The organism is [Roseibacterium] beibuensis (assembly GCF_039542305.1).
Taxonomy (GTDB): domain Bacteria; phylum Pseudomonadota; class Alphaproteobacteria; order Rhodobacterales; family Rhodobacteraceae; genus Roseibacterium; species Roseibacterium beibuensis.
In genome coordinates this window covers 416,322-430,594 of the sequence record NZ_BAABHW010000001.1, presented here as the reverse complement: position 1 = coordinate 430,594, position 14,273 = coordinate 416,322, and the positions used below count along the sequence as shown (strand labels likewise).

At 65.5% G+C, this 14,273-nt stretch carries 17 protein-coding genes and 2 pseudogenes; 8 read left to right on the top strand and 11 right to left on the bottom strand.

The window, feature by feature from the left end; all coding sequences use genetic code 11:
* The first annotated feature begins 54 nt into the window (after positions 1 to 54).
* The gene (locus tag ABD923_RS02160) at positions 55 to 2,088 is read left to right on the top strand and encodes a glycosyltransferase (protein WP_259546927.1); all 2,034 of its coding nucleotides are present in this window, start codon (positions 55 to 57) and stop codon (positions 2,086 to 2,088) included.
* On the opposite strand, the gene ABD923_RS02155 is transcribed toward ABD923_RS02160, so the two are convergent.
* A complete protein-coding gene (locus ABD923_RS02155; protein WP_259546928.1) occupies positions 2,034 to 2,675 on the bottom strand; it encodes a GntR family transcriptional regulator in 642 nt (213 codons plus the stop codon). The two genes, ABD923_RS02160 and ABD923_RS02155, sit on opposite strands and share 55 nt — an antisense overlap.
* 124 nt (positions 2,676 to 2,799) lie before the next feature.
* On the opposite strand from ABD923_RS02155, the gene ABD923_RS02150 reads away from it, so the two are divergent.
* Together ABD923_RS02150 and ABD923_RS02145 are read left to right on the top strand one after the other, a co-directional pair.
* Positions 2,800 to 3,456 (top strand): pyrimidine 5'-nucleotidase, encoded by a 657-nt coding sequence (locus ABD923_RS02150; protein ID WP_259546929.1) that lies wholly within the window; start codon positions 2,800 to 2,802, stop codon positions 3,454 to 3,456.
* A gap of 57 nt (positions 3,457 to 3,513) precedes the next feature.
* Positions 3,514 to 4,719 (top strand): UbiH/UbiF family hydroxylase, encoded by a 1,206-nt coding sequence (locus ABD923_RS02145; protein ID WP_259546930.1) that lies wholly within the window; start codon positions 3,514 to 3,516, stop codon positions 4,717 to 4,719.
* Here the strand turns inward: ABD923_RS02145 and ABD923_RS02140 are convergent, their stop codons facing one another.
* Genes ABD923_RS02140 through ABD923_RS02130 form a run of 3 tightly spaced genes read right to left on the bottom strand, consistent with a single transcriptional unit; the run spans position 4,720 to position 5,896 of the window.
* Positions 4,720 to 4,941, bottom strand: a complete 222-nt coding sequence (locus ABD923_RS02140; RefSeq protein ID WP_345229402.1) for a hypothetical protein — start codon at positions 4,939 to 4,941, stop codon at positions 4,720 to 4,722.
* 44 nt (positions 4,942 to 4,985) lie between these two features.
* On the bottom strand, positions 4,986 to 5,444 hold the full coding sequence (locus ABD923_RS02135) for an Lrp/AsnC family transcriptional regulator (protein ID WP_259546932.1): 459 nt from the start codon (positions 5,442 to 5,444) through the stop codon (positions 4,986 to 4,988).
* The gene (locus ABD923_RS02130; protein ID WP_259546933.1) at positions 5,441 to 5,896 is read right to left on the bottom strand and encodes an Lrp/AsnC family transcriptional regulator; all 456 of its coding nucleotides are present in this window, start codon (positions 5,894 to 5,896) and stop codon (positions 5,441 to 5,443) included. Before ABD923_RS02130 ends, ABD923_RS02135 begins: the two co-directional genes overlap by 4 nt.
* 135 nt (positions 5,897 to 6,031) lie before the next feature.
* On the opposite strand from ABD923_RS02130, the gene ilvC reads away from it, so the two are divergent.
* Positions 6,032 to 7,054 (top strand): ketol-acid reductoisomerase, encoded by a 1,023-nt coding sequence (ilvC, locus tag ABD923_RS02125; RefSeq protein ID WP_222188816.1) that lies wholly within the window; start codon positions 6,032 to 6,034, stop codon positions 7,052 to 7,054.
* A gap of 74 nt (positions 7,055 to 7,128) precedes the next feature.
* Here the strand turns inward: ilvC and ABD923_RS02120 are convergent, their stop codons facing one another.
* From ABD923_RS02120 to ABD923_RS02095, 6 genes and pseudogenes are all read right to left on the bottom strand, one after another.
* A complete protein-coding gene (locus ABD923_RS02120) occupies positions 7,129 to 7,323 on the bottom strand; it encodes a hypothetical protein (protein WP_259546935.1) in 195 nt (64 codons plus the stop codon).
* Between the two features lie 125 nt (positions 7,324 to 7,448).
* Positions 7,449 to 7,913, bottom strand: coding sequence for a CAP domain-containing protein (locus ABD923_RS02115; RefSeq protein WP_259546936.1), 465 nt, complete (start codon positions 7,911 to 7,913; stop codon positions 7,449 to 7,451).
* A gap of 208 nt (positions 7,914 to 8,121) precedes the next feature.
* A pseudogene (locus ABD923_RS02110) lies at positions 8,122 to 8,361 on the bottom strand (8-oxoguanine deaminase); the annotation flags it as partial.
* A gap of 5 nt (positions 8,362 to 8,366) precedes the next feature.
* A pseudogene (locus tag ABD923_RS02105) lies at positions 8,367 to 8,606 on the bottom strand (8-oxoguanine deaminase); the annotation flags it as partial.
* A complete protein-coding gene (gene hisN / locus ABD923_RS02100) occupies positions 8,599 to 9,387 on the bottom strand; it encodes a histidinol-phosphatase (protein WP_259546937.1) in 789 nt (262 codons plus the stop codon). The gene hisN and the pseudogene ABD923_RS02105, both read right to left, overlap by 8 nt.
* A 150-nt stretch (positions 9,388 to 9,537) precedes the next feature.
* Positions 9,538 to 9,924, bottom strand: a complete 387-nt coding sequence (locus ABD923_RS02095) for a helix-turn-helix domain-containing protein (protein WP_259546938.1) — start codon at positions 9,922 to 9,924, stop codon at positions 9,538 to 9,540.
* A 302-nt stretch (positions 9,925 to 10,226) separates the two neighbouring features.
* Between ABD923_RS02095 and ABD923_RS02090 the strand changes: the two genes are divergently transcribed.
* Together ABD923_RS02090 and ABD923_RS02085 are read left to right on the top strand one after the other, a co-directional pair.
* A complete protein-coding gene (locus ABD923_RS02090; protein ID WP_259546939.1) occupies positions 10,227 to 11,189 on the top strand; it encodes an NADPH:quinone oxidoreductase family protein in 963 nt (320 codons plus the stop codon).
* A gap of 154 nt (positions 11,190 to 11,343) precedes the next feature.
* Positions 11,344 to 12,039, top strand: coding sequence for a Hint domain-containing protein (locus tag ABD923_RS02085; protein WP_259546940.1), 696 nt, complete (start codon positions 11,344 to 11,346; stop codon positions 12,037 to 12,039).
* A gap of 66 nt (positions 12,040 to 12,105) precedes the next feature.
* Here the strand turns inward: ABD923_RS02085 and ABD923_RS02080 are convergent, their stop codons facing one another.
* Positions 12,106 to 12,960, bottom strand: coding sequence for a LysR family transcriptional regulator (locus ABD923_RS02080; protein ID WP_222188838.1), 855 nt, complete (start codon positions 12,958 to 12,960; stop codon positions 12,106 to 12,108).
* 122 nt (positions 12,961 to 13,082) lie between these two features.
* Between ABD923_RS02080 and ABD923_RS02075 the strand changes: the two genes are divergently transcribed.
* Positions 13,083 to 13,283: a DUF1127 domain-containing protein gene (locus tag ABD923_RS02075; RefSeq protein WP_259546942.1), complete on the top strand. Its 201-nt coding sequence runs from the start codon at positions 13,083 to 13,085 to the stop codon at positions 13,281 to 13,283.
* A 165-nt stretch (positions 13,284 to 13,448) separates the two neighbouring features.
* The gene (locus ABD923_RS02070; protein ID WP_222188842.1) at positions 13,449 to 14,186 is read left to right on the top strand and encodes a Bax inhibitor-1/YccA family protein; all 738 of its coding nucleotides are present in this window, start codon (positions 13,449 to 13,451) and stop codon (positions 14,184 to 14,186) included.
* Positions 14,187 to 14,273: the final 87 nt, after the last annotated feature.

Sequence of the window (14,273 nt, the reverse complement as noted above, 5' to 3'; positions counted from 1 at the left end):
AGTTATTCTGTGGATTGTTGCTGAACATCCACGGGACAACTGGCGCACGGGTTGATGAACACGGGAAAACCGGAAACCGAGGGAAACCGCGCCAGCCATGCGTGGGATGTTTCGGGCTCCGGACAGGGTGTCGGCGCGGCCGCATCCTCGGTCGCGGTGCAATGCGACCCTTACGATACGCCGCCCGGCACCTTCGATGATCGCCTCGCCGCGATCCTGGTCGGGCGCGGCCTTGCGACCGTCGCGCAGGTGAACGACGCCCGCGCGGCAACGCGCACGCTGGCCCTGCCCCTCGGGCGCATCCTGCAAGCGCGCGACCTGATCAGCGAGGCCGAACTGCTCTCCGCCCTCAGTCAGCTTTACGGCACGGCCATCGTCGACCTCCACAGCGACGCGCCCGACCCGGCACTGGCCGGCTCCGTTCCCGCCGAACGCGCGATCGGGGCCGAGGCGATCCCGTGGCGGCGGGCCGGGTCTGCCCTCGTCGTGGCCACGGCGCGCCCCGACCTCTTGACGCAGCTTGAACAGGACCTGCCGCCGGGCATGCGCCTTCTTCCCGTCCTCGCCAGCCGCGAGAAGATCGCGTCGGCCCAGCATGACGCCTACGGGGCCAAGCTCGCCCGCGAGGCCGAGGGCCGCGCCCCCGAGGAACATTCCTGCCGGGTCTGGAACCCGCGCAGCCTGGCGGGCCGCGCCTATCTCGTGGCGATGCTTCTGGCCGCGCTTGCAGTCCTGCAACCGGGTGTGGCGATCGTGGGCGCCATGGGCCTTGCGATCCTTGTCTACGCCGCGAACCTGACGCTGAAACTCCTGTCGCTCGGCGCCACGCTGATCGGCAAACGCCCGCCCCGGCCCGAGGGCGCCGCCCCTACGCTGCTGCGCCTGCCCGTGGTGACGGTCCTCGTGCCGCTCTACCGCGAAGCTGAAATCGCCAGCCATCTCGTCCGGCGGCTGGCCCGGCTCGATTACCCGCCCGAGCGGCTGGACGTGATCCTCTGCGTCGAGGAGGATGACGCGATCACCAGCGCGGCGCTGGCCGCCACGCACCTGCCTCCGCATATCCGCGCGATCCGGGTGCCCCCCGGCACGCCGCGCACGAAGCCCCGCGCCCTGAACTACGCGCTGAACTATGCGCGCGGCACGATCATCGGCATCTACGATGCCGAGGACCGCCCCGACCCCGACCAGATCACGCGCATCGTGCACCGCTTCGCCGAGGTTGCGCCCAACGTCGCCTGCCTCCAGGGGCAGCTCGATTATCACAACAGCACGCATAACTGGATCGCGCGCATGTTCACCGTGGAATATGCCAGCTGGTTCCGCGTGCTTCTGCCCGGCGTGCAGCGCCTCGGCCTTGTGGTTCCGCTTGGCGGCACAACGCTCTTCCTGCGGCGCGAGGTGCTGGAGGCCGTCGGCGGCTGGGACGCGCATAACGTGACCGAGGATGCCGAGCTTGGCTTGCGCCTCGCCCGCGCGGGACATCGGACCGAGATCGTCGAGACCACCACCTTCGAAGAGGCGAACGCCGCCATCCGACCCTGGATCAGGCAGCGCTCCCGCTGGCTGAAAGGGTATCTCGTCACATGGGCCACCGCGATGCGCCGCCCGGTTTCGCTGTGGCGCGACCTGGGGACCTGGCGTTTCCTCGGGCTGCAGGTGCAGATCCTCTCGGCGGTGTTGGGGTTCTTCCTGGCGCCGCTTCTATGGAGCTTCGGGATCAAGCTTTTCGGCCTCTCGCACCCGCTTGACCCCTACATGCCGCCCGCGTGGTACCCGCCCCTTTTCGCCACGATGCTTTTCGGGACCGGCGTCACGTTCCTGGTCGCCCTTGTCGGCTGCCGCGCCCCGCATCTGCGCCGGCAACGCGTCTTTGCCCCGCTGATGGAGTTCTATTACATCCTCGGCATCGCAGCAGCGTGGCGCGCGGTGTTCGAGACCCTGTTCCGCCCGTTCTTCTGGGCCAAGACGGAGCATGGTCAATTCGGCGGCAATGCCGAGATCGAGGCCGGCGACACGAGCCAGCCGCGCCCGCCTCAATCCTTCTCGGCTTCTTCCTTGAGCCGCACGACAAAGGCGATGGACAGGTGATCCTTCAGAACCTGCGCGGCCCGCTCGCCATCCCGCTCGGCGATGGCATCGACGATGGCCATATGTTCCTCCAGCGCCTTTTCCCCGCGCCCGGCCGCCGCCAGCGACGTCCGCGCCATCAGCGCCATCGAGCGGTACACGAGGTCCAACTGCTGCACGAGGTAGCGGTTGTGGCTGGCCAGGTGGATCTGGTGGTGAAAGCGCCGGTTGGCCCGCGCCAGCGCCTCGGGGTCATTCAGCAAGGCACGGTCGGCCTCGACCATGTCGCGCAGCACCGCGATCTCTTCCTGCGCGGCGTGCTGGGCGGCCAGCTTCGCGGCCAGCCCCTCCAGTTCCTGGCGCACCGCATAAAGCTCGGCCGTCTGCGCGTGATCCAGCGAGGCCACGATCAGCGACCGGCCATCCCGCGTCAGCAGGCTTTGCGTCTCAAGCCGCTGCAAGGCCTCGCGGATCGGGGTCCGGCTGACGCCGAACCGCTCGGCCAACTCGCTTTCGACAAGCCGCGATCCGGGCCGATAGACACCCGAGTCGATCGCTTCGAGGATCAGGTCATACGCATCCTTGTGCGGCTCGCCGTTCAGTTTCATTTTACGTCTTTCCTTGTGATGCGGCGTCACGCTAGGCACCGCCCCGGCCCTTGTCCAGAGCATGCAATGGCACACCCGGTGATGGCTCTGGACGTCGCCCGCCCCTCGCCCTAAGCCATTCCTCATGACCACACCATGCCCCAAACCGCATTTCGCGCATGTCGAGACCTGGGTCTTCGACCTCGACAACACGCTCTACCCGCCCGAGATGGCGCTGTTCGACCAGATCAACATCCGCATGACGGACTGGGTGATGCGCGCGCTCGGCGTGGACGAGGCCGAGGCGAACCGGCTGCGCGTCAAGTACTGGCGCGAGCATGGCACAACGCTGGCGGGGCTAATGCGGCACCACGATGTCGACCCCGGCCCCTATCTGACCGAGGTGCACGAGATCGACTTTACCGTGCTGGCCCCGGACGCCGAACTAGCCGCCCATATCCGCGCCCTGCCGGGTCGCCGGATTGTCTATACCAACGGGACCGAGCCCTATGCCCGCCGCGTGTTGGAGCATCGCGGCCTGTCCGGCCTGTTCGATGCGATCTACGGCGTGGAACACGCCGCGTTCCGCCCCAAGCCGGAGCGCGAGGCCTTCGACCTGGTTTTTGCAAAGGACGGGTTGGACCCGACCCGCGCCGCCATGTTCGAGGATGATCCCCGCAACCTCGCCGCGCCGCACGAGATGGGGATGCGCACCGTGCATGTCGCCCCCAAACCCGACCCCGCCGAGCATATCCACCACCATACCGTGGACCTGAACGACTTCCTCGCGCATTTGCAGTGACACCGGTGGACAGAGTGCCGCGTCGTCGCGGTGCCACAGCCGCCCTAGGTTTGAGACATGACCGAGATCAAAGATATCGACATCTTCGTTTCCGGCGGCGGCGTGGCCGGCCTGACGGCCGCCGCAGCCTTCGGGCAAGCCGGGTTTTCCGTTCTCTGCACCGATCCGGCCCCCCCGGTGACAGACCGGGACGCCAAGGGGGCGGACCTGCGCACCACCGCGTTCCTGCAACCCTCGCGCACGTTTTTCGAACGCATCGGGCTGTGGGATCGGCTGGCCGATCATGCGATGCCATTGCAGGTGATGCGGATCGTGGACGCGGGCGGCGAGACGACAGAACCGCGCGTCGCCCATGATTTCGACGCCTCCGACATCTCGGAGCTGCCCTTTGGCTGGAACCTGCCCAACTGGCTCCTCCGGCGCGAGATGGTGGCCCATCTCGCCACGCTGCCGAACGTGGAGTTCCGGCCCGGAACCGGCACGGCCCACGTGTTGACCCGCGAACGCGAGGCGCGCGTCACGCTCAGCGACGGCACGCGGCTGCGCGCCAAACTGGTCGTGGCCGCCGACGGACGCCACTCGCCCGTGCGCGAGGCCGCCGGGATCGGCGTGAAGACCATTCGCTACGGGCAAAAGGCGCTGGCCTTCGCCGTCACGCACCCGGTGCCGCACAACAATGTCTCGACCGAGATCCACCGCTCGGGCGGGCCGTTCACCCTGGTCCCGCTGCCCGACTGGGAGGGCAAGCCCTCTTCCGCCATCGTCTGGATGGAGCGCGGCCCCGAGGCCAAGCGCCTGATGGCGTTGGAAAAGGAAGACTTCGAAATCGAGATGACCGAACGGTCGGGGCACCTGTTCGGGCCGCTGACGCTGGCCTCGAACCGCACGATCTGGCCGATCATCACGCAGGTCGCCGACCGGATGGAGGGCGAGCGCGTGGCCCTGATCGCCGAGGCCGCGCATGTCATGCCGCCCATCGGCGCGCAGGGTCTGAACATGAGCCTTGCCGATCTGCGCACGCTGCTGGACCTGGCCGAAGCGCATCGCGACGATCCCGGCGCGGCGGACCTGCTGCGCAAGTATCACCGCGCGCGCCATACCGAGGTCGTGGCAAGGATCACGGGGATCGACGCGTTGAACCGGGCCTCCATGGTCGAGGCGCAGGGCCTGCGCGACATGCGGATGCGCGCGCTGAACGCGATTTATTCGGTCAAGCCGGTGCGCCGCGTGATGATGCAGGCGGGTCTGGGCGCGCGGGGCTGATCAAAGCCGCGACTGGATCGCCTCGGTCGCCCAAAGCGCCTGATCCGACAGGTCGGGGTGCAACGCGTCCCAAGCGCCGGGCGGCCAGCCGGGGCCGAACAGGTCGTCACTATCGAACTCACCGCCCCAATCGAAAACCAAGGCCTGTGGCAGGTCAGGCTCGCCCATCCCCGTCGTAACAAGGTCTCGGATTGGCCAGCCGCCAAGGGCCAATATATTCATCTCCCGCGAAACCCCGACCTTGCGGCGCTGCATGGCGGCTTTCCCTACCCCAACGGTCCCGGCAGGTGTTCTTCGGACAACAGGACATTGGCCTCGACATTGCCGACACCGGGCAGCGTCATGATGCGGCGGCGCAGGATGCGCTCGAAATCCGGCAGGTCGCGGGCGACGATGCGCAGCCGATAGTCATACATGCCAAGAACGTGCTGCACCGTCTGCACCTCGGGGATGGCGGTGACCGCACGCTCGAAATCTTCAAGGCTGACGCGGCCCTTGGTGGCCAGCTTCACGCCCAGAAACACGGTCACGCCAAAGCCAAGCTTTTCGAGATCGAGATCAAGTTGGCGCGGCTTCAATACGCCCGCATCGTTCAACCGCTTGATCCTCCGCCATGCCGCGGGCTGGCTCAACCCGACGCGTCGACCCAATTCGCTGGCCTTCAGCGTGGCATCCCCTTGCAGCGCGCGCAAAAGGGCGCGGTCCGTCTCGTCGAGATCGATCATAGCGGCAGACTCTGCGCCTCCTTGATGGTGGCGACCTGCATCAGAGACTCGATATCCGCGATATGGGGCAGGTTCAGGATGCGGGCGCGATAGACCTCTTGGTAATGCGGCATGGATCGCGCGATCACGAACAACCGCACATCGACGACGCCCAGAAAGGTCTGGATCGCGATCACCTCGGGCACCTCGCGGGCGGCGGCGAGGAATTCGTCAAACGCACGCGGGTTTGTCTTGTCGAGCGTCACGCGCAAGCTGACCTCGACCGCGTATCCCAGTGCGGCCCAGTTGATCGCCGCGCGGCTGCCCTTGATGATGCCCTGCGCCTGCAATCGGTCGAGCCGCTTGTAGCAACTGGCCAACGGCAGGCCCGCCGCCTCGGCCAGCTTGGTGACGGGCTGGTCCGGGTCTGCCTGTAGGTGGCGCAGCAAGCGCCTGTCCGCATCCGTGAGCATGATTTTTTCTATTTCTTCGATTCCTCGAATTAACTTCTACGTCATTCCGGAAATATTGCCAATTCCGTTACAGGCTTTTCCGCATCCAAGGCGCAGATTGCGCCCAGAGAGACGAACCGCAAAACGGAGAGACCCATGCGCGTTTACTACGACCGCGACTGCGACGTGAACCTGATCAAGGACAAGAAGGTCGCCATCCTCGGCTATGGCTCCCAGGGCCACGCCCACGCCCTGAACCTGCGCGACTCGGGCGCCAAGAACGTCGTCGTCGCCCTGCGCGAAGGCTCCCCCTCCGCGGCCAAGGCCGAGGGCGAGGGCCTTCAGGTCATGGGCATCGCCGAAGCCGCCGCCTGGTGCGACCTGATCATGTTCACCATGCCCGATGAACTTCAGGCCGAGACCTACAAGAAATACGTCCATGACAACCTGCGCGAAGGCGCGGCCATCGCCTTCGCCCACGGCCTGAACGTGCATTTCGGCCTGATCGAGCCCAAGCCCGGTGTCGATGTCATCATGATGGCGCCCAAGGGCCCCGGCCACACCGTGCGCGGCGAATACGTCAAGGGCGGCGGCGTGCCCTGCCTTGTGGCGGTGAACAACGACGCCACCGGAAAGGCGCTGGAAATCGGTCTGTCCTATTGCTCGGCCATCGGCGGCGGGCGCTCGGGCATCATCGAGACCAACTTCAAGGAAGAGTGCGAAACCGACCTCTTCGGTGAACAGGCCGTTCTCTGCGGTGGCCTGGTCGAGCTGATCCGTATGGGCTTCGAGACGCTGGTCGAGGCGGGCTACGCCCCCGAGATGGCCTATTTCGAGTGCCTGCACGAGGTGAAGCTGATCGTCGACCTGATCTACGAAGGCGGCATCGCGAACATGAACTACTCGATCTCGAACACCGCCGAGTATGGCGAGTATGTCAGCGGCCCGCGCGTCCTGCCTTACGACGAAACGAAGGCCCGGATGAAGGCCATCCTGACCGACATCCAGACCGGCAAGTTCGTGCGTGACTTCATGCAGGAAAACGCAGTGGGTCAACCCTTCTTCAAGGGCACGCGCCGCATGAACGACGCCCACCAGATCGAAGAAGTCGGCGAGAAGCTGCGCGGCATGATGCCGTGGATCTCGGCCGGCAAGATGGTCGACAAGGCGCGCAACTGATCGCCGCGACTGCGAAATGAAAAAGGCCCCCGGTCAGCCGACCGGGGGCCTTTTTGCATCTTTGGTGGATCGGATCACCGCGGCTGCGGCTCTCCCCGACGCGGAGCCGTGACAGGGTTCGGCCCGGGACCGTCCTTGGCCAGCGACGATTTCGGCGCATTCGGGTCGTTCAGCCGCTGTTCCGTACGGCGCTTGCTGATGGTCGCCCAGGTGAGGAAGATCCCCATCGTCAAAAAGAAAAGGGCGGCGAGAAAGATCCACGTGTCCATTGCTCGTCTCCTTGGAAACTGCTGAATTTGCGTCGTCTGCAGACACAACCCGCAGCGACGCGTCAGGTTCCGTCAGGACGCTCCAAGGACCTGTTCCGGCCCGGTCAGCCGCTTACAGAACAGGCCTAGCAGGGCTGTGCGAGGACCAGAACCCAGACCGAGCCCGCCCGCGCGATCCCGTAATCGGTCAGGCGCACGTTCAGGATGTTGTCGCGATGCCCGGAGGACGCCATCCAGTCGGTCAGAACGCCGCGCATATCCGGCTGCCCGCGCGCGATATTTTCGGCCGCGAGACAGGCGGAATAGCCGGCCCGCCGCACACGATCCTGCAAGGTCGACCCGCCCTGCCCGTCATGGCTGAACCCGCCTGTCCGGCTAAGGTATTCCGCGTGATCGGCGGCCGCCGCCTGAAGGGCCGAACTGTGCGCCAAGGGGCGCACGATTCCGGTTTGCGCCCGCTCCACGGAAAGCTGGGTGCCAGCCGACGCGATGCTGAAACTTTCGCTCGGAGACAGGCGTGTGGTGCCGGGGGCCGATGAACAGGCCGCCAAGGCCAAAGCGGTCAGAAGGGTCAGGATCGGTCGGAGCATTCTGTGCGTCTCCTTGCTCGTGTTAAGCCTCGCACGGAGGATGACCTCGGCCGCGACGCCCTGCAAGGACTTGCGCGAAGACGCCGGAAAGACGCGGATCTCTGCCTGTGGAAATTTCTGTGGATGGGTTTTGGATAGATTTAAAAATAACAATAATGTTGGCGATAACCGCCTAACTCCCTCCATTTCTGATCCGAAAATTGATACATCAGGCACGGTTCGCAAGCGCCTGCACCAGCCGGGTCTGATGCTCGATCACCCTAGGCAGGTCGATCGTCGTGACCTGCCCCTCCGCAACCACGCGGCGCCCATTCACCAGCAGGTCGCGGACCCGTGTCGGCCCGGCCAGCAGCAGCGCGGCCGGATCCCAGTTGCCCGCAGCCTCGATCCCGGTCATGTCCCAGATCGCGATATCCGCGCGGTAGGCCAGGGCGATCTGGCCGCAATCCTCGCCGCATCCTGCGCACCGGGCACCGCGCGGGTCAGGCTCTGGTAGAGGTGGTGGTGCGTGTTCACCAAGCCCGGCGTGACAAGGCACCCACGGGCATCAATGCTTTCACAATCGGCGACAAGCCCTTGGCCAATATCCGAAATCACGCCGTCCGAAATCAGGATATCCACATCCCGCAATTCGCGCCCCGCATCATCCATCGTCAACGCGAGCTGCGCGTTGCGGATCAGGATGTCAGCCACCGACAGCCCCCTGCAGAAGCGCCCGCGCCTCGGCATGGAGCGCGGGGCTGGAGGCCGCCAGGACGCGGCCACCGCCATGGGCCGGGTTGCCCCGCCAATCGGTGACGATCCCGCCCGCGGCTTCGATCACCGCGATGGGGGCGCAAATGTCGTAGGGGTGCAGCCCGGCTTCGATCACGAGGTCGATCTGACCGGCCGCCAGAAGGGCATAGGCGTAGCAATCCATCCCGTAGCGCGTCAGGCGCACGGCGTCGCGGACCGCCTCGAATCCGCGCCGATCCTCGGGCGTTCCGACCTCGGGAAAGGTGGTGAAAAGCGTCGCGTCCGCCAGAGACAGCGACGGGGCAACCGACAGGACCCGCCCGCCACGCGGCCCGGTCAGGCGCGCGCGGTCCAATCCCCCCTCGAACCGTTCGCCGATATAGGGCTGGTCGATGATGCCATAGACCGGCCCCTCGGCATCGCAAAGCGCGATCAGGACACCCCATGTCGGCGCGCCCGAGATGAACGCGCGCGTCCCGTCAATGGGGTCGAGCACCCATGTGTAGCCCGAGGTGCCTGCGGTCGCCTCTTCTTCCTCGCCCAGAACCCCGTCATCGGGGCGGCGTTCGGCCAGAACGGCCCGCATCGCGGCCTCGGCGGCGCGGTCGGCGGCGGTCACCGGATCGAACCCGCCCGCAGCCTTGTTGTCGGAGGTCAGCCCGTCCGAGCGGAAATAGGGCAATGTCGCCTTGCGCGCGGCTTCGGCCAGGGCATGGGCCGTCGCGATGATCGCCGGCACCTCGTGCGGCGGAATGCGAGACGAGAGAGGGAGCCCGGGCGAGGGCACGTTTGGAGTCATCGGGAACCTCGGTACGGCGGGGCCGCCGGTCTGGAAACAGCGCCCGCCGAGGTTGCATCAACCCCGCCCGGGGTCAAGCGTGACGCCGTTTCAGGCGGCCGCGTCCGACAGCACGCGCGCCAGTTCGAACAGGCGGCGGCGCTGGTTCTCGGGGATCGCGTAGTAGGACCGGACCAGTTCCAGCGCCTCCTTGTCGGCAAGGATATCGCTGGGAAGGTTCGACGCCCCGGATGCCGCCTCGGGCGACACCACATCGACGCTGTCCATGCCCTCGAAGAAGTAGCTGACCGGGACCGACAGCGCCTCGGCGATATCCCACAGGCGCGACGCGCTGACGCGGTTCATGCCGGTCTCGTATTTCTGGATCTGCTGGAACTTGATGCCGACCTTTTCGGCCAGCTGCTGCTGGGTCATGCCCACCATCCATCGACGATGCCGGACCCGCTTGCCGACGTGAACATCCACAGGGTGCTTCACGACGCTCTCCTTTTTCATTGCCAAACCTGTCTTCCAATGCCGTGGGGCAGACTTGAAACCACATGGCGAGTGCCACTCAACCCGGGCGACAGTGCAAAGTTAGCGCGCCACATCCAGGGATCAATCCCAAGTGGAAGAATTGTCGCGGCAACTCGCGTGCCTTCGGGGAAGGAGCGTGGACGTGGCATACGCGCTTATGGCCTGTGCGTCGACGTGACAGCAGCGCGCGGGGCTGGCCCACGGGGCACGGCCCCGCTAGGTTTGGCCCCGGAACACGGGATCACGGCAGGGACGACGACAAGATGCGCGCATTTCAGGTCACGGGCTTCGACACCGCACCGGAACTGGTGGAAACAGATCGCCCGGCCCCCGGCCCCGGTCAGGTGCTGGTGCGCATTGCGGCCTGCGGCTTGAATTTTGCCGACCTGCTGATGATGCGCGGTCGCTACCAGGACACGCCGGAGCCGCCCTTCACCCTGGGCATGGAGATCGCCGGAACGGTCGAGGCGCTTGGCCCGGGCGCAACCTCCCCCGCGCCGGGCACGCGCGTGGCCGTTTTCGCAGGCTCCGGCGGGTTGGCAGACTACGGCGTCTTCGAGGCCGAACGCTGCGTCGCCATTCCCGACGCCATGCCAGACACCCACGCGGCGGGGTTTATCGTGGCCTATGGCACCAGCCACGTGGCGCTGACGCATCGGGCGAACCTGCAACCGGGCGAACGGCTTTTGGTGCTGGGGGCCGGGGGCGGTGTCGGGCTGACCGCCGTCGAACTGGGCGCGATCCTCGGGGCCGAGGTGATCGCCGTGGCACGCGGGCAGGACAAGCTCGACGCGGCCCGGGCGGCGGGGGCGCATCACCTGTTCGACGCCGAGGAGGTGGATCTGAGGACCGAGGTGAAGGCGCTTGGCGGCGCGGACGTAGTCTATGATGCCGTGGGCGGTGACATGTTCACCGCGGCCCTGCGCGCGACCAACCCCTTGGGCCGCATCCTTGCCATCGGGTTTGCCAGTGGCGACGTTCCGCAGATCCCGGCCAATCACCTTCTGGTCAAGAATATCGACGTGCTCGGGCTTTACTGGGGCGGATACCTCAAATTCGCGCCGCAGGTCCTGACCGAAAGCCTGCGGCAGTTGATGGGCATGTATGAAGCCGGGCAGATCACACCGCATATCGGCGCGACGCGCCCGCTGGAACAGGCCGCCGAGGCGCTGGACCTTCTCAAGACGCGCAAGGTCGCGGGCAAGGTCGTTGTCTCCATCTCGTAATCCGATCGTTTCCCGTATCGGACCATCTGACCTTTTCTTGCCACAGTCCGATCCAATCCGGGTGCGAATCCGCTCCTATCGCTGAAGCTGTGTGGTGACGGCAGAGCTGCTGGGGGGCACCCGTGGCTGTGCCGAAAAGGATCGGAGCGAGGCGATGACCGAGTTTTTCGACGCGCAGGGGCGCGAGGCGGTTTCGGCCAATGCCGAGCTTGGCGGGGCGCACGGCATCTATTCCATGACCGACGGCTCTGTCGCGGGCTTCACCGACCCCACCAATGTTATCTGTTTCGCTGCCGGAACGCTGATCGACACCCCCAACGGTCGCGTCGCGGTCGAGGCACTGCGCCCCGGCGATCCGGTGATGACCGCCGATGAGGGCGCGCAGCCGGTCCGTTGGGCCGGCAAGAGCCTTGTGGCCGGCGTGGGCGACCTTGCCCCGGTCGAAATCCTGCCGGGCGGCCGTTTGACCGTGGACCGTCCGCTTCTGGTGTCACCGCAGCATCGCATGCTGGTCGACGACTATACGGCCCAGTTGGTCTTCGGTGCCGAGGAAGTGCTGGTGCCCGCAGGGGATCTGGTCGACGGGAAAAAGATCCGCCGGGTGGAGCGCCCCCTGATGACATACGTCCATCTCATGCTGGACCGCCATCAGGTGATCTATGCCGAAGGCGCCCCGACCGAGAGTTTTCATCCCGCCGGTGACGGGCTTTGTTCGCTGGGACCCGCGGCCCGCGCGGCGCTGTTCCGCGCCTTCCCGGACCTGCGCGACAATCCCGACGCCTATGGCGAGGTAGCCCGCCCCTGCGCCCGGCCGCACGAGACAAAGGTGATGCAGGCCCTGGCGGCCTGACCGCAGCCCGAATTCTTACCCGATTTCTTCGGACAATCGCCCGCGCGGCGTTTGCGCTCCGGGCTATTACAAGGCGCGGTAAGCTTGCCGAATATAGTCGACCAGCGCCGCGGCCGGTTCGCTGCGGCTCAGTTCCGCGCGGTAGAGGTTGATCTTGATCCTCGGCAGGTTGGGCAACGCGCCGTTATGGTCGATCCGCTCCACATAGGGCGGTTCCGTTCCCTCGATACAGGCATGCACCGCCAGATCGGCCGAAACCGAGGCCTCGACGGTGCGCGTCGAGTCGCTTTCGACCGCCATCTCCCAGGAAATCGCCGCACCGTCCAAAGCGTCCTGCACACCCCGCCGGAAAATGCAGGCATGTTCGAAGGCCAGCCGCAACGGACGCTGCCGCCAGACCTGCCCGTTGTGGGCCCCGACCCAGATCAATTGCCGCTCCATCAGGGTTTCGCCGCCCGTGCCGACATGGTCTTCGGTGGTCAGGATGACATCCGCCTCGCCCCGCTCCAGCATCCGTTTCAGCCGCGAGGTGTAGGAGGAGACCAGTTGCACCTTCATCCGCGGGAAGGCCGCGTTGAAGCGTTGCAACACCTGGGGAATCGCGGGGTAGACGATGTCGCTCGGCACGCCGAGCACCAGTTCACCCACGTAGCCCGGCGCGGTCAGGCGGCCCAGCACCTCGTCATTCAGATCGAGAATGCGCCGCGCGTAGCCCAGCATCTGCTCGCCCGCCCCGGTCAGGGCAAGCCGCCGCGACGAGCGGTCGAAGAGCCCCACCCCGATGGATTCCTCCAGCCTTTTCAGCTGCATCGAAACGGCGGATTGGGTCAGGTTCAGAAAGCCCGAGGCTTTCGTCACCCCACCCGCATCAACCACGGCCACGAAGGCGCGAAGGGCGGTCATGTCGAGGTTGCGCGGCATATCACAAATCCTGATTCAAAACTTCAGTAACATTCACTTTAAAAATGCCTCGCTGCAGCGCATATATCAAGCATCGAAATGATCGCCTGATCTTTGTTCACCATTCAAAAAGAGGTGTTGCCATGGCCACGCTTGCTACAAACCGCTTTGCGCCGTCGCGGCGCCAGTCCAATCCCATCGCCCTCCTGAGCCACACCTATGCCACCTGGCGCCAGCGCCGTCATCTCGCCATGCTTGACGATTACGCCCGTCGTGACATCGGCCTGACCGAGGGTGAGGCCCTGCGCGAGGCGCTGCGCCCGATGTGGTCGCTCGGTGCATAAGCGCGAGCGGAACTGACGACCGACTGCGATAGCCAAAAACTATCGCATGCCGGGCCCCGCAATGGAGCGTGTGACTTGAAAAGCCGCCCATCCTTGCCGATATTCAGGCTCAAGGATGGGCGTTTCTTTTAACGCCCGGCCGTTTGTTTGTCTTAGGAGGACTGCATGGCTGACTATCATACGGCACGCGCCCGCGCAGGGGCCTTGCCTGCCCAGATCGACGAGGGCCTGCGCGCCCATATGAACAAGGTCTATGCCACCATGTCGGTGGGCATGCTGGTCACCGCCGGCGTGGCTTGGGCCTTCGGCTCGAACCCCGCCCTGATGGCCATCCTGCGCGATCCGGTCACGCTTTCGCCCAACATCCTGGGCTGGGTCGTGATGTTCGCGCCGCTGATCATGGTGTTCGCCTTCGGCGCCGTCATCAACAAACTGTCGGCGGCCGCCGCGCAGCTGTTCTTCTACGCCTTCGGCGCGGTGATGGGCCTTTCGATCAGCTGGATCTTCGCCGTCTTCACCGGTGTCTCGATCGCCCAGACCTTCCTCGTGACCGCGATCGCCTTCGCGGGCCTCAGCCTTTGGGGCTACACGACCAAGAAGGACCTGTCGGGATGGGGCACCTTCCTGCTCATGGGTCTGATAGGCCTGATCGTCGCCTCGATCGTGAACATCTTCCTCGCCTCCTCGGCGGTTGCCTTCGCGATTTCGGTGATCGGTGTGCTGATCTTCGCAGGCCTGACGGCCTACGACACCCAGTCGATCAAGCAGGAATACATCGACCACGCCCAGTACGGCGATCAGGAATGGCTGGACAAGTCGGCGATCATGGGCGCGCTGCGTCTCTACCTCGACTTCATCAACCTGTTCATGTTCCTGCTCCAGTTCATGGGCAACCGCGAATAAGCGGGGCGAGCATCAAACGATCCGAAAGGCCGGGCCAAGCGCCCGGCCTTTTTCGTTGCGCTGTCATGGAAGTTTCATGTGGCTTTC